The sequence below is a fragment of the Ruegeria sp. CDSA034 genome (assembly GCF_059612275.1).
In genome coordinates, this window is sequence record NZ_JBXWQH010000003.1 from 238,865 (window position 1) to 252,155 (window position 13,291).

Genomic DNA, 13,291 nt, shown 5'->3' on the forward strand with positions numbered 1-13,291 from the left:
TTAGCGATTACATAAGTCATTATTGCAACCTTTACGCTAATGACAAGCTATATCCTTACCCAGCGTCACTCTGACCTTAGGCCAGTTTCAACCAGCATCCCGGCGGCCTTCGCCTCGGGGTAGTAACCTTTGGCATAAAGGAAGATAGCCCGCTTCTGGTCGCCATCTGACAAGAGCCACGCCCCACGCAGGTATTTTCCGGCAAACTCCAGATTGGTGTCTGCATCCAACAAACCCTGAGCGTTGCCTTTGTACCCCATGGATCGCGCTGTCGCGGGCAGGATCTGCAGCAACCCGTAATATGGCCTGTTGACGGCCCATGGCCGGTGCGTGCTTTCCCTTATGGCGAGCTTGTGCAACAGCTCGCGCGGCAGTTCATAATGGTCAGCCCACGTGTTGATTGATGCACGCAATTCAGGGGTCTCATTGGGGTATAGCGGCGGATCAAAAGGGGCATTGCGAGAGCTCCGCTTGCCATCCAGGCCGCCGCAGGCAGCCAGGGCAGGTGCGCCGAGTAATGCAACAAGTAAAGCGCGGCGCGTGTAGTGGGGCATGTGTAGTCTCCGGATGGGGTTTGGCCGCATGATAGTCCCGTCGAATGCAACCGCAAGCAGACACACAGTCCGCGCGCTGATTTATGCCGGGTCTCGTTGCGTCATAACCTGGTGCCAGAGTGTTCCGTAATTGTCAGGTCGGATAGGCGGGTCGTTAAATTTCGACCTGGAACCACAGAATGATATCGGCAAACCAGATCTTGTTCTCTGTCGCGCGAAACTGAACAGTGTTGTTGATCCCCGGATTCAGGACGGTTCCGGGAAAGGCCTCCCATAATCCGCGAATGTCGCCGCCCGATATGGACGGGCCATAAATGAAGGTGTCGTTAATTTCGATCTGAAAAGCCCCTCCGGACGGCGTTGCCCAGGCTTTGAAGGCAAGGATCGGCTTCGCGCGGTTGGTTCCGATGATCAGGTTGGAAGGGATCGGGTCGCTGAAGGTCTGGCTTTCACCGGGGTTTAAAGAAAAAGAGCCGTCATTCACGACGATGTAGTTGCACAAGGATGCCATAGTGATTTCTCCTGTCGGATCGCGATCCGCCCAGATGTGCGATCACGCAAATTGCTAATAAAATGAACTTCAAAAAAAATGCGGCTGGGGCGGCAGGGGCCGCGTGACCGTAGGATAGCATAATTTCAATCCAAATTCCTGGTCGTGCCTGACGTCACTCTTTGTCACGGCCTGGGGTTCGAACACAAAAAAAGGCCGCGCCCTTCGGCGCGGCCAATCAATCTTTCAAAGGCAGCCGGATCAGGCTTTGGCTTCGTCTTCCTCAGCCGGGGCCTCTTCCGTAACCAGATCGTCGTCGTCGGAAGCTGCGGAACCGATATCGTCGAACAGTTCGGCGATTTCGAATTCTGCGGCGGCCTCTTCTTCGGCAGCCAGTTCCTGGATCGACTTGCCCGAAGCCTGCAGTTCGGCTTCTTCTTGCGAACGGGCAACGTTCATTTGGATCTTGACTTCGACCTCGGGGTGCAGCTTGACCGCCAGCGAGTGCAGGCCCAGCTCTTTGATCGGAGCGATCAGAGCAATCTGCTTTTTGTCGACGGTGAAACCAGCCTCGGTTGCGGCATCTGCGGCGTCACGCGGGGTGACCGAACCGTACAGAGCACCAGCATCCGATGCCGAGCGGATCACGATGAACTGCTGACCGTCCAGCTTTTCAGCCAGAGATTCAGCTTCTTTCTTGGTTTCCAGGTTGCGCGCCTCAAGCTGCGCTTTTTGGGATTCGAACGACGCAATGTTGGCGTTCGAAGCGCTCAGTGCTTTGCCTTGGGGCAGCAGAAAGTTGCGGGCGTAGCCAGACTTGACGTCAACGACGTCGCCCATTTGGCCCAGTTTCGCAACGCGTTCCAGAAGAATAACTTGCATATCAGTCTCTCCTTACTTCACAGCGTAGGGCAGCAGGGCGAGGAAGCGGGCGCGCTTGATAGCACGGGCCAATTCACGCTGCTTTTTTGCCGAAACGGCGGTGATGCGCGAGGGAACGATCTTGCCACGCTCAGAGATGTAGCGCTGCAGCAGACGTGTGTCTTTGTAATCGATCTTCGGCGCGTTGTCGCCCGAGAACGGGCAGACCTTGCGGCGGCGGAAAAATGGTTTTGCGGCCATGGTATATGTCCTTTCGTCAGGCGTTGATCAGCGGCGCTCGCGGCGGCCTTCGCGCTCGTCGCGCTTCTGCATCTGGACCGAAGGGCCCTCGTTGTGCTCGTCGACCTTGATGGTCAGAACGCGCATAACGTCGTCATGCAGGCGCATCAGGCGCTCCATTTCCTGAACGGCGCCAGCTGGGGCGTCGGTCTTCAGGAAGGAATAGTGACCCTTGCGGTTCTTGTTGATCTTGTAGGCCATCGTCTTGACGCCCCAGTACTCGCTTTCGACGACGTTGCCGCCGTTGTCAGCCAGAACGGTGCCGAAATGTTCGACGAGGCTTTCTGCCTGCGCGTTGGACAGGTCCTGACGCGCGATCATTACATGCTCATACAGTGGCATGTGCACTCCTGTTTCTATCAAGGCGCATTTCAAAGGCGGGGCCGGTTCGTCCTTCGCGACCCTGCCACGAGAGGCTGCGCGATTCATAACTCTTGCGAAGGATGGCCCCATATACACCATTCGCGTCGGGGGGCAAGGGCTGTCACACATGCCTTGGTGAAGTCGCGCTATTTCCTTTGCGCTGCCCAATTCCTGACGCTTTTCGGCTCAAAGTTGTTTTGCATACCGGGAACTAACCGGACAGACCGAACCAAAGACGGCAACGTGAACTAGGGTACAGAGAAATGACCGCGATGAACACGAATACCTTCGAGAAGTCTGCGACCAGCACGACTTATGATCAATCGGTTCCAGTTCTTATCGCATTTGCGCCGAACTGGAGGGCACGCACCGTTCTGGCACGCATCGCGGGGGCGTTGTTGATCGTTGTCGCGTTTTCCATGTGGCTGATGTCTGGCGCGGTGATGGCAACCGAAGTTTGGCCGATCAAACTGGCTGCGTCGCTGACATTCTTACTGATCGGCGTCAGCCTGCTGACCATTCAGGTGCTTGATGCGCGCCCCGATGCCTATTTTGATCCGATCCGCCGCGAAGTACGCGTGCTGCAAAAGAATGAAAACGGGCGTCCTCAGACAGTACTGCGCCGCAGCTATGACACCTTGGGTGGTGCACGGTTCGATGATGATCAGGTCGAACTCTATGATGTGGACGGCAGCCTGCTGATGAAGTTGCCGCTACAATCGGCGGATGTTGGCCGAGCGCTGAAGGGCCAATTGAGCGGAAGTGTAACGATCTTCGCCTGATTTTCATTTCTGTTCATTTAGGAACAGAAATTGTTAGAGAATAAGTCTTGTGTGCCGCCCAAGGGCGGCACATTTTTGTTGTTGAGCATTCCAACTGGTTTGCACTCACAACATTTTTGGAGATAGTCATGAAATCCACCCTTCTTGCTGCTGCACTGGCCGTATCGGCGACCTCGGCGTTTGCAAGCGCCGAGAAATACGTTTTGGACCCCAGCCACAGCCAGGTTGTCTTCAACTATAACCACCTTGGTTTTTCCACCACGACTGGCATGTTCTCGGGCTTTGAAGGCGAGATCATGTTCGATCAGGAAAACCCGGCCGATTCCAGCGTGAGCGTGTCGATGCCAGTGGTCGAAATGATCACCGGCTGGAAGCCGCGCGAAGATCACTTCATGACCGAAGACTTCTTTGGCGTCGCCGAGGGTGACCTGATTTCGTTCACCTCGACCGGTATCGAAGTCACCGGTGAAAACACCGCGAACATCACAGGCGATCTGACCATGAACGGCGTGACCAAGTCGGTTGTTCTGGACGCGAAGCTGAACCAGGTTGGCGAGCATCCGATGGCGGGCAAGCCCTGGGCCGGATTTGATGCCACCACCACACTGGTCCGCAGCGAGTTCGATCTGGGCCAGTTCGCACCGTTTGTTAGCGACGAGGTTGAGATTCGTATTTCAGTAGAGGCGCAAAAGGCCGAGTAAACCCGCCTTATATGCAAAAAGAAACCGCCGGGACCCTTCAGGTCTCGGCGGTTTTTTCTTTATTCGGCTTGGGTGGCTGTCAGTTCAAGGGCGACTTTGACGGCAAAGGCCAGCGAGTCCTCGGTTGGTTGTGTCGTACCGACGTCGTAGTCCATTCGGTTCAGATCCAACTCTCCCTGCATCTTGGCGGTGCCGTCCTGCAAGTCCAGTTCGAACGGCAGGACGACGTCCATGGTTTTATCGCGAATGGTCAAAGTGCCGCGTGCCTCATAGGCCAGATTGGTTTTGAACAGATCTGCAGTGAAATTCGCGGTCGGGAATTGAGCGCTGTCAAAAAAGTCCGCACCAAGGGCCTGTTGTGTCACGGTGCCGATGGTCAATGAGCCTATGGCAATTGTCACATCAACAGCCCCGGCCGGTCCCGGTTCTGTTGGTTCGTCGAATGTGATTGCGGCGGTCCAGTCGGAAAACGCGCCGCTGACGGGGCTGCCCAACTGGGTGATCGTGATTGCCAAAGTGCCTTCCTGCACCTGCCAGTCGGATTGGACGGCCTCCAGTTCGGCAGATGCATTATCACCGGTCGGATGTGCCGAGTAGGCTCCGTCGAACCACCCGATGCTAAGAGCAACAGCCCAGATCACGACTGCTGCTACGACGGGGGCAGGTGAGTGCCATTGCGTTGGTGGTTCCGGCAATTCCACCTGTCCGGGCAGCATGCGGCGCAATGTGCTGTCTTTGTCGATTACATGGTGCTTGAGCGCGCCAACGATATGCAAAACCAGCGCACCCACCAGCACAAGCATCAGGACGAAGTGTAACCCGCCGCTTGCTTCGGCCAATGCGGGGGATTTGGGCACAAACGGCAGGTTCTGCCCGAACGGCCAGAGGATCGGTGCAAACCCTTCGGTGGCCGCATGGTGAATCCAGCCTGTCAGAGGAACCAGAACCAGCGAGCCATACAACAGCCAGTGGACGGTTTCCGCAGCAAATGCCTCGGGCTTGTTTTCAGCATTGAGCAACCCAGGCTTGGGTTGGCTGATCGCCCACAAGATACGGGCAAGCGCCACGAAAAAGACCGTGACACCGATAGTTTTGTGCAGCGAGAACAGCCGGGCCGCCTGTTGCAGGTCTTCCGGTGTCGTTGGAATGGCCGGGTCTTCAATTGCGTGGGCCAGTTCGTTCGCAAACCATCCAATCGGAAGCGCCGTCAGAATGAGCAAGGCCGTCAGCCAGTGGAAGGTTTTTGAAACGCCCCCGTAGCTTTGGGTGGTGTTGGCAATGGGCATTGGTTCACGACTCCGATCTGTTTGCTGCGACCACCCTAAATGCAGCGGAGGCCGACACAATAGCCTCTGACGCACAGAATGCGTGTCAGGATGCAGAGCTTGTGCCGCTCGTTCACTCGGTTTACACCCCATCGCAACCTAACGTCATCCAAGAGGTTGCAATGACACGCGCGTTCGTTTTTCCGGGGCAGGGCGCCCAAACCATCGGTATGGGCAAAGCACTGGCCGAGGCCTATCCGGCTGCAAAGGCAGTTTTCGACGAGGTCGATGAAGCGCTTGGTGAAAAGCTGAGCAACCTGATCTGGGAAGGTGATATTGCCGACCTGACGCTGACGCAGAACGCACAGCCGGCGCTGATGGCAACCTCGATGGCCGCGATGCGCGCGTTGGAGGCCGAAGGTGTTGCGGTCACGGACGCTGCATTTGTAGCTGGGCATTCGCTGGGGGAATACTCAGCGCTTGCGGCAGCTGGTGCGCTGTCGATTGCGGATACGGCGCGTTTGTTGCGGACACGTGGTCAGGCGATGCAAAGCACCGTTCCGGTTGGTGAAGGCGCAATGGCCGCAATTCTGGGACTGGACCTTGAGGCCGTGCGTGCAGTCGCAGAAGAGGCCGCACAAGGCGCGGTCTGTCAGGCCGCGAACGACAACGACCCTACACAGGTTGTTGTTTCGGGAGCGAAGGCGGCCGTGGAACGTGCTGCCGAGATTGCCAAGGAAAAAGGTGCCAAGCGTGCTGTGATGTTGCCTGTGAGCGCCCCGTTCCATTGTGCGTTGATGCAACCCGCTGCAGATGTGATGGCAGAGGCGCTGGCTGCAGTTGAAATCAAGGCCCCGGCAGTTCCGCTAGTTGCGAACGTGCGCGCCGAGGCTGTCAGCGACCCGGACCTGATCCGTCAGTTGCTGGTCGAGCAGATAACCGGTTCTGTGCGCTGGCGTGAAAGCGTGCTGTATATGGCGGCACAAGGCGTGACCGAGACGTGGGAGATCGGTGCAGGCAAAGCGCTTTCGGGGATGATCCGCAAGATCGACCGCGCGATTGCTGGCAAGGCTGTAGGCACGCCGGATGACGTGCAGAATATGGTTAAGAGCGAATCATAAGAACAACGTGCGACGCAAGTTGCGCTGCAAAGGGAAGATCGAATGTTTGATTTGACAGGTAAGAATGCGTTGATCACCGGTGCGTCCGGCGGGATTGGTGGCGAGATTGCGCGCGTGCTGCACGGTGCGGGGGCCACGGTTGCGCTGTCCGGCACACGTGTCGAACCGCTGGAGGCATTGGCCGCCGAACTGGGCGAGCGGGCGCATGTTCTGCCATGCAACCTGAGCGACGGCGAGGCTGTTTCCGCACTGCCAAAGCAAGCGGCTGAGGCGATGGGGTCGGTTGATATCTTGGTCAACAACGCTGGGATTACCCGGGACAACCTGTTCATGCGTATGTCGGATGACGAATGGCAGAGCGTGATCGACGTGAACATGACCTCGACCGCCAAGCTGTGCAAAGGAGTGCTGCGGGGTATGATGAAAGCGCGCTGGGGTCGGATCATCAACATTTCATCCGTCGTCGGTGCCACTGGGAACCCCGGTCAGGCAAACTATGCAGCGTCCAAGGCAGGTATGGTCGGTATGACGAAGTCGTTGGCCTATGAAGTTGCCAGTCGTGGGATCACGGCTAACGCGGTTGCGCCCGGCTTCATCACCACAGCCATGACCGACAAGCTGACCGACGATCAGAAATCGGGCATTTTGGGGCAGGTTCCCGCCGGTCGTATGGGCGATGCGTCGGAAATTGCGGCGGCTGTTCTGTATCTTGCCAGCCCCGAAGCTGGATATGTTACCGGAACCACCTTGCATGTTAACGGCGGTATGGCCATGTTGTGAGCGCGGACAGGGGCAGGTGCGAAAGCGTTTGCCTCGCGCGTTGTCTATGCTATAGGCGGCGCATAAATGCTGGGGTCGACCAAATGGTCGGCCTTCTACTTTCCCGGTCATCCGGGACCCAACCGCCCGCACCGGGCAAATCAAAGCCAGCCTGAGCGGGCAAGGGCAGAACCGGGCACTAGGCCCTGAAAACGGAATGAGGAATAGACATGAGCGACGTCGCAGATCGCGTTAAAAAGATCGTTGTTGAGCACCTGGGTGTTGAAGAAGACAAAGTGACCGAAAACGCGTCCTTCATCGACGATCTGGGCGCAGACAGCCTGGACACTGTTGAGTTGGTTATGGCCTTCGAAGAAGAGTTCGGCATCGAAATCCCCGATGACGCAGCCGAGACCATCCAGACATTTGGCGACGCCGTCAAATTCATCTCGGAAGCTTCCTAAAGCTTCGAAATAACTAAAAAGCGGCGCTTCCGGGCAACGGAGGCGCCGTTTTTTTGTGCCTTGTTCAATTCTGCCTTGCAAGGTGCCGTATTCGTTCGCAACCTTTTGCCCGAGGCACATAATTCAAAGCGGGCAGGGCATGATACGATCCACCCCTATGATCAATACGGCCCGTTTGACGCTGTGCGCCATGCGGCCAGAAGATTTCAACCGGTTCGCCGAGATTTGGCGCAACCCGTGCATCGTGCGACATATCGGCGGCAAGCCGCGGTCGCGCGGAGAGGCGTGGGATTCATTCCTTCGAAATGCCGGGCACTGGCAAATGGCCGGTTTTGGGCAATGGGCCGTGGTCCAGCAGTCGAATCGCCAGATGGTCGGTCAGGCGGGGTTCTTTTACGGTAACCGTTCGATTGGCGAGGATTTCGACAGTTTTCCCGAGGCCGGATGGATTCTGGTCCCCGAGGCGCAGGGACAGGGATTGGGGCTGGAGGCGGCACAAGCCGCACATGATTGGTTTGACCGGATCATGCCCGGTCCGTTGGTCGCGATGGTGAATTCGGCGAACTTGGCCTCGCGCAATCTGGCGGGCAAGCTGGGCTATACCCCGATGCGCGAATGCGCGTTCAACGGCAGCGACGTCACGCTTATGCGCCGCAACGGACCGCCGCCGCGCCACTGACAATTTGAGACTTCGCGAATGCCGCAAACCGGCCGTAGTTTGCCGATCCTGGTAATAACGGACCGATCTTCCGCGTGTATGGTACTCTGGAATTGCAGAGCGATTGAGCGGAGGAGAATGCTCATGAGGATTTACCCCACGATGGAATTGCAGAACGGCCGGTGTGTCACACTGGACAAAGGCCGTCTGGACGACGCGATGATCTGGCATGTGAATCCGGCGGACACGGCACGCAGCTGGTCTGCAGCCGGTGCCATGTGGATGCACCTGACGGATTTCGATGCGATCGAAGGCCGCGATACCAACGCCGAATTGGTCGAGGAAATTATCCGCACGTCCGAGATGTCTGTGCAACTGGCCGGCGGTATGCGGACGCGGGAACAGGTCGAATACTGGATCGACAAAGGCGCGGGACGGGTGGTGATTGGTACGCTTGCCGCCTGGGATCCGAATCTGGTCAAGGAACTGGCCAAGCTTTATCCGGACCAGATCGTTCTGGCTGTGGATGTCTGGCAAGGTCAGGTCATGACTGAAGGCTGGCGCAGTCAGAGTGCGTTTACGCCCGAAGCGTTTATTCAAGCGTTCGAGGGCACGCCCTTTGCGGCGATTCTGGTGACCGATATCGACAGCGACATCGAAGACGTCGATGCGCAGCTGGGTCTGATCTCGGGTCTTGCACAGCTGTCACGCACGCCGGTTATTGCCAGCGGTGTCGTTCGGACATCAGATGACATCTCGCGTCTGGCCTATGTGCACAACATCTCGGGCGCATTGGTTGGGCGGGCTTTGTTCCGCAAAACGATTGACTTGGCAGACGCGCTTAACGTGGCCGAGCAAGCCCACGAGCCGGTCGCTGAATTCCAGTAATCCTGTCTTGCACGTCATTGCCCCGGCCTTTCAATTCCGTGAAAGGGCCGGGGCAATTTGTTTTGGTACAAGCCGCACAGACGGACCGTCCGGCGAAATGGTGCCGGGTGGGAATGTGCCGTTGCTCTTGCCCCCGGACCCCGGGCCGGGGTATGAGCGGTTCTCAAATAGGAAGCAGGCAAGAGGCATTTCATGCGCAGAGTCGTTGTAACCGGTCTGGGATTGGTCACTCCTTTGGCCAGCGGGGTCGAGAAATCTTGGTCACGGCTGCTGGATGGGGAATCCGGCGCGGGCCCGATCACGAAATTTGATGCCGAAGCAAGCGGTGTCACCACGACCTATGCCTGCGAAGTTCCGCGCGGCGATGGAACTGATGGGACATTCAATCCCAACGATTGGTTGCCGCCAAAAGAGCAACGCAAGATCGAAGACTTTATCCTGTATTCGATCGCTGCCGCTGACATGGCTTGTCAGGATGCAAACTGGCTGCCCGAGGATGAAGAAGACCGCCTGCGAACAGGTGTCCTGATCGGATCGGGTATCGGCGGTTTGGGCTCTATCGCTGAAACAGCGAACCTGATCCGCGACAAAGGTCCGCGCCGTGTATCGCCGTTCTTTATCCCAGGCGCACTGATTAATCTGGCGTCCGGTCAGGTTTCGATCCGCCATGGGTTCAAGGGGCCCAACCACTCGGTCGTGACGGCCTGTTCGACTGGCGCGCATGCAATCGGTGATGCCAGCCGCATCATTCGTGCGGGTGACGCAGATGTCATGGTTGCTGGCGGCGGCGAAGGCTGTATCTGCGAGATCGGTATCGCTGGCTTTAATGCGTGCAAGGCGCTGTCGACCAAATATGCCGACGATCCGAAGAAAGCCAGCCGACCATATGATGTGGACCGTGACGGCTTTGTCATGGGCGAGGGCGCAGGCATTGTGGTTCTGGAAGAATACGAGCACGCCAAGGCGCGCGGTGCGAAGATCTATGCCGAAGTGCTAGGTTACGGCATGTCCGGCGACGCTTATCACATAACTGCACCGTCCGAGGATGGTGATGGCGCTGAGCGTTCCATGAAGGCCGCATTACGCAGCGCCGGTTTGGAGCCTTCGGATCTGGACTATATCAACGCGCACGGCACATCGACCATGGCGGATACGATCGAACTGGGCGCGGTAGAGCGCCTGTTAGGTGATCACGCCAGCAAGGCCACCATGACTTCGACCAAATCGGCCACCGGTCACCTTTTGGGTGCGGCTGGCGCGATTGAGGCGATCTTTTCGATCCTGGCGATCCGGGATCAAGTGGCCCCGCCGACGATCAATTTGGATAACCCCGCCGTTGAAACTCCGATTGATCTGGCACCCAACGCCAAGCGTGAGCGTGAGATCAACGTGGCGCTGTCGAATTCGTTCGGCTTTGGCGGCACCAATGCCAGCGTGATCTTCGGAAAGGTCAGCTAAATGTTGCGGGCTCTTGCTTCGAACGCGCTGACTCTGCTGATTGTAGGCTTGTTCCTGATGGGCGGGCTGGTTGTGTGGGGGCAGTCGCAATACAAGGCCGAGGGTCCGCTGGAATCCGCCATGTGCCTGCAAGTCAGAAGCGGGTCGAATATGACCCGTGTCAGCCAAGAGCTTGAAGATGACGGAGCCATCAGCAGCGCCATGATCTTTCGCATGGCTGCGGACTACACAGATAAATCGCAGCAGCTGAAAGCCGGTAGCTTTCTGGTGCGCGAAGGTGCGTCGATGGAGCAGATCATCGATGAGATCACCAGCAGCGGTGCCAGCACCTGCGGGTCTGAGATTGAATACCGTATCGGTGTCACGCGCATCCAGACCCGGGTTCGCGAGTTAGACCCGGCAACGCTGGAGTTTGTCGAAATCGCTTCGTTTGATGTGACCGACGAAAAAATCCCTGCCGAATATGGTCAAAAGCGTGAAGAAGCCGACACCCGGTACCGTGTGTCTGTTGCCGAAGGCGTGACCTCTTGGCAGGTGGCGCAAGGCTTGCAGGCGATTGAACCGCTGACAGGTGAGATTGCCGAGATCCCGGCCGAAGGGATGTTGGCGCCTGACAGCTATGACTTGGCACCGGGCGATGACCGGACGACTGTTCTGCAGGCGATGCAAGACAAGCAACAATTGCGCATCAATGCAGTGTGGGAGAGCCGCAAAGGCGACCTTCCCATCAGCAGCCCAGAGGAAATGCTGATCCTCGCGTCGATCATCGAAAAGGAAACCGGTGTTCCCAATGAACGCGGGCAGGTTGCAAGCGTCTTTGTGAACCGGCTTGAGCAGGGCATGAAGCTGCAGACAGACCCGACGGTCATCTATGGCGTCACCAAGGGTCAAGGCACGCTGGGGCGCGGGCTGCGTCGCAGTGAACTGCGCCGTGCAACACCCTGGAATACTTATGTGATAGACGGTTTGCCGCCGACACCCATTGCCAACCCAGGGTTGGCCAGCCTTGAGGCTGCTGTCGCACCGGAAGAGACCAACTTTGTCTTCTTTGTTGCGGATGGCACCGGGGGGCACGCGTTTGCGGAAACCTTGCAGGAGCACAATCGGAACGTCGCTAAGTGGCGAGAGATTGAGGCTGAAAGAAACAGCTCAAGCAACTAAGAAAAAAGGCCGCGTCGAAAACGCGGCCTTTTCTTTTTTTCACGCAGCGGGACGTCCGCGTGGACGACGACGCTTCGAGGACGTGGGCTTCGATGTCGAATTTGCCCCCTGCGGTTTACGCCCCCGGAAGCCTCCGCGATTGCGGGTTTTCTTAGGCTCGGAAAATTCTGGCATGGTGCCGCTGGCGACCGGAATTTCGATCTTCATCAGCTTCTGAATCTGGCGCAGCTGGTCCACCTCGTCCGGTGAGCAGAAGGCGATAGCTTCACCTTCGCGACCAGCACGGGCTGTGCGCCCGATGCGGTGGACATAGTTGTCGGGCACTTCGGGCAGGTCATAGTTGATCACATAGGCAACACCGGGAATGTCGATGCCACGCGCGGCCACGTCGGTCGCGACCAATACGTTGATCTCTCCGGCCCGGAACGCCTTGATCGCGCGGTCGCGCTGTCCCTGGCTTTTGTTACCGTGAATCGAAGCCGCGTTGAAACCATCGGCCACAAGGCCTTTCATCAGTTTCTCGGCACCGTGTTTGGTACGAGAAAATACCAAGGTCAGAGCTTCCATGTCACCGGACAGAATTTCGCGCAGTTTCCGCGGTTTGCCGGCCCTGTCGACGAAATGCACAGACTGCGTGATCTTGTCAGCCGCTTTACCTGGAGGCGAGACCTGCACCCGCTGCGGGTTGGTCAGATAGGATTGGCTGAGTTCCTCCATCTGCTTCGGCATCGTGGCCGAAAACAGCATGGTTTGACGCGGCGTGCCCAGCTTGGGTGCGATTTTGCGCAGCGCGTGGATAAAGCCCATGTCCAGCATCTGGTCGGCCTCGTCCAATACAAGATGTCGCACTGAGCCGAGGTCAACGGCACCGCGTTCCATCAGGTCAATCAAACGCCCGGGCGTGGCGACCAGAATGTCGGTGCCGCGCGACAGGAACGAGATCTGTCTGCCGATCGACTGGCCACCGACCACGGTGGCTACGCGCAGCTTGGTCTTGTCGGTCAGGTTGCGCAGGCTATCCGCGATCTGGTTGACCAGCTCGCGGGTGGGGGCAAGGATCAGCGCCTTGGCGGTTTTGGGCGCGGGTTTGCCGGACTGCGCCAGCAAATGGTCGATCAGCGGCAGACCGAATGCCAGCGTCTTACCGGTGCCGGTCTGCGCCAGGCCCAGGATGTCGTGACCGTTCAGCGCCAGCGGGATGGCCTGGTTCTGAATAGGGGTCGGTTGTGAGAAATTGGCACGTTTCAGTGCATCGTTGAGGGCTGGTGCAAGACCCAGCATGTCGAAGTCGAACAAATAACTATCCTTCGTAATCCGCAAGGCGATAGCCGTACGGACAAGACGTGTCTGGCCACGCAGCGCGTGACCGGCAGGGTTTCCGCTAAACCTCGGGACGTGCAGGCGAACCCTGCGCCATCTGGCGTCGCGTCAAGAACCCTGCGTGAATGGGAACTAGGAGATGTAGT

At 57.7% G+C, this 13,291-nt stretch carries 16 protein-coding genes; 9 read left to right on the top strand and 7 right to left on the bottom strand.

The features are described from left to right. Positions 1–65 precede the first annotated feature (65 nt). From AC2FLJ_RS07960 to rpsF, 5 genes are all read right to left on the bottom strand, one after another. Positions 66–554, bottom strand: coding sequence for a transglycosylase SLT domain-containing protein (locus tag AC2FLJ_RS07960; protein WP_496705188.1), 489 nt, complete (start codon positions 552–554; stop codon positions 66–68). A 154-nt stretch (positions 555–708) separates the two neighbouring features. After that, positions 709–1,065 carry a hypothetical protein gene (locus tag AC2FLJ_RS07965; RefSeq protein ID WP_496705190.1) on the bottom strand — a complete coding sequence of 119 codons (357 nt, stop codon included), beginning with the start codon at positions 1,063–1,065 and terminating at the stop codon, positions 709–711. 240 nt (positions 1,066–1,305) lie between these two features. Continuing rightward, complete coding sequence (rplI, locus tag AC2FLJ_RS07970) at positions 1,306–1,926, bottom strand: 50S ribosomal protein L9 (RefSeq protein ID WP_109311413.1); 621 nt, start codon at positions 1,924–1,926, stop codon at positions 1,306–1,308. 12 nt (positions 1,927–1,938) lie between these two features. Further along, positions 1,939–2,166 carry a 30S ribosomal protein S18 gene (rpsR, locus tag AC2FLJ_RS07975; protein WP_005982441.1) on the bottom strand — a complete coding sequence of 76 codons (228 nt, stop codon included), beginning with the start codon at positions 2,164–2,166 and terminating at the stop codon, positions 1,939–1,941. A gap of 27 nt (positions 2,167–2,193) precedes the next feature. Continuing rightward, on the bottom strand, positions 2,194–2,547 hold the full coding sequence (gene rpsF, locus AC2FLJ_RS07980; RefSeq protein ID WP_082637099.1) for a 30S ribosomal protein S6: 354 nt from the start codon (positions 2,545–2,547) through the stop codon (positions 2,194–2,196). Positions 2,548–2,831: 284 nt separating this feature from the next. Here rpsF and AC2FLJ_RS07985 point away from each other — a divergent pair, with 284 nt between their 5' ends. Both AC2FLJ_RS07985 and AC2FLJ_RS07990 read left to right on the top strand, forming a co-directional pair. Beyond that, a complete protein-coding gene (locus tag AC2FLJ_RS07985) occupies positions 2,832–3,350 on the top strand; it encodes a hypothetical protein (RefSeq protein WP_108860342.1) in 519 nt (172 codons plus the stop codon). Positions 3,351–3,478: 128 nt separating this feature from the next. Next, positions 3,479–4,051 carry a YceI family protein gene (locus tag AC2FLJ_RS07990; RefSeq protein WP_108860343.1) on the top strand — a complete coding sequence of 191 codons (573 nt, stop codon included), beginning with the start codon at positions 3,479–3,481 and terminating at the stop codon, positions 4,049–4,051. Positions 4,052–4,110: 59 nt separating this feature from the next. Here AC2FLJ_RS07990 and AC2FLJ_RS07995 read toward each other — a convergent pair whose 3' ends face one another. Then, on the bottom strand, positions 4,111–5,337 hold the full coding sequence (locus AC2FLJ_RS07995) for a cytochrome b/b6 domain-containing protein (protein ID WP_496696817.1): 1,227 nt from the start codon (positions 5,335–5,337) through the stop codon (positions 4,111–4,113). Between the two features lie 161 nt (positions 5,338–5,498). On the opposite strand from AC2FLJ_RS07995, the gene fabD reads away from it, so the two are divergent. From fabD to mltG, 7 genes are all read left to right on the top strand, one after another. After that, on the top strand, positions 5,499–6,437 hold the full coding sequence (fabD, locus tag AC2FLJ_RS08000) for an ACP S-malonyltransferase (protein WP_496705193.1): 939 nt from the start codon (positions 5,499–5,501) through the stop codon (positions 6,435–6,437). Between the two features lie 42 nt (positions 6,438–6,479). Beyond that, a complete protein-coding gene (fabG, locus tag AC2FLJ_RS08005) occupies positions 6,480–7,217 on the top strand; it encodes a 3-oxoacyl-[acyl-carrier-protein] reductase (protein ID WP_058274008.1) in 738 nt (245 codons plus the stop codon). Between the two features lie 209 nt (positions 7,218–7,426). Beyond that, a complete protein-coding gene (locus tag AC2FLJ_RS08010; RefSeq protein ID WP_005982462.1) occupies positions 7,427–7,660 on the top strand; it encodes an acyl carrier protein in 234 nt (77 codons plus the stop codon). Positions 7,661–7,799: 139 nt separating this feature from the next. Then, a complete protein-coding gene (locus AC2FLJ_RS08015) occupies positions 7,800–8,339 on the top strand; it encodes a GNAT family N-acetyltransferase (protein ID WP_282120449.1) in 540 nt (179 codons plus the stop codon). A gap of 123 nt (positions 8,340–8,462) precedes the next feature. After that, positions 8,463–9,206, top strand: coding sequence for a 1-(5-phosphoribosyl)-5-[(5-phosphoribosylamino)methylideneamino]imidazole-4-carboxamide isomerase (locus AC2FLJ_RS08020; protein ID WP_058274006.1), 744 nt, complete (start codon positions 8,463–8,465; stop codon positions 9,204–9,206). Between the two features lie 192 nt (positions 9,207–9,398). Further along, positions 9,399–10,664: a beta-ketoacyl-ACP synthase II gene (fabF, locus tag AC2FLJ_RS08025; protein WP_109311409.1), complete on the top strand. Its 1,266-nt coding sequence runs from the start codon at positions 9,399–9,401 to the stop codon at positions 10,662–10,664. Then, a complete protein-coding gene (gene mltG, locus AC2FLJ_RS08030; RefSeq protein ID WP_496705196.1) occupies positions 10,665–11,825 on the top strand; it encodes an endolytic transglycosylase MltG in 1,161 nt (386 codons plus the stop codon). Positions 11,826–11,864: 39 nt separating this feature from the next. Here the strand turns inward: mltG and AC2FLJ_RS08035 are convergent, their stop codons facing one another. After that, complete coding sequence (locus AC2FLJ_RS08035) at positions 11,865–13,121, bottom strand: DEAD/DEAH box helicase (RefSeq protein WP_496705198.1); 1,257 nt, start codon at positions 13,119–13,121, stop codon at positions 11,865–11,867. Between the last annotated feature and the right edge of the window lie 170 nt (positions 13,122–13,291).

Coding starts and splice junctions, on each gene's coding strand:
- AC2FLJ_RS07960 (WP_496705188.1), bottom strand. CDS start 554: ATGCCCCACTACACGCGCCGCGCTTTACTTGTTGCATTACTCGGCGCA.
- AC2FLJ_RS07965 (WP_496705190.1), bottom strand. CDS start 1,065: ATGGCATCCTTGTGCAACTACATCGTCGTGAATGACGGCTCTTTTTCT.
- rplI (WP_109311413.1), bottom strand. CDS start 1,926: ATGCAAGTTATTCTTCTGGAACGCGTTGCGAAACTGGGCCAAATGGGC.
- rpsR (WP_005982441.1), bottom strand. CDS start 2,166: ATGGCCGCAAAACCATTTTTCCGCCGCCGCAAGGTCTGCCCGTTCTCG.
- rpsF (WP_082637099.1), bottom strand. CDS start 2,547: ATGCCACTGTATGAGCATGTAATGATCGCGCGTCAGGACCTGTCCAAC.
- AC2FLJ_RS07985 (WP_108860342.1), top strand. CDS start 2,832: ATGACCGCGATGAACACGAATACCTTCGAGAAGTCTGCGACCAGCACG.
- AC2FLJ_RS07990 (WP_108860343.1), top strand. CDS start 3,479: ATGAAATCCACCCTTCTTGCTGCTGCACTGGCCGTATCGGCGACCTCG.
- AC2FLJ_RS07995 (WP_496696817.1), bottom strand. CDS start 5,337: ATGCCCATTGCCAACACCACCCAAAGCTACGGGGGCGTTTCAAAAACC.
- fabD (WP_496705193.1), top strand. CDS start 5,499: ATGACACGCGCGTTCGTTTTTCCGGGGCAGGGCGCCCAAACCATCGGT.
- fabG (WP_058274008.1), top strand. CDS start 6,480: ATGTTTGATTTGACAGGTAAGAATGCGTTGATCACCGGTGCGTCCGGC.
- AC2FLJ_RS08010 (WP_005982462.1), top strand. CDS start 7,427: ATGAGCGACGTCGCAGATCGCGTTAAAAAGATCGTTGTTGAGCACCTG.
- AC2FLJ_RS08015 (WP_282120449.1), top strand. CDS start 7,800: ATGATACGATCCACCCCTATGATCAATACGGCCCGTTTGACGCTGTGC.
- AC2FLJ_RS08020 (WP_058274006.1), top strand. CDS start 8,463: ATGAGGATTTACCCCACGATGGAATTGCAGAACGGCCGGTGTGTCACA.
- fabF (WP_109311409.1), top strand. CDS start 9,399: ATGCGCAGAGTCGTTGTAACCGGTCTGGGATTGGTCACTCCTTTGGCC.
- mltG (WP_496705196.1), top strand. CDS start 10,665: ATGTTGCGGGCTCTTGCTTCGAACGCGCTGACTCTGCTGATTGTAGGC.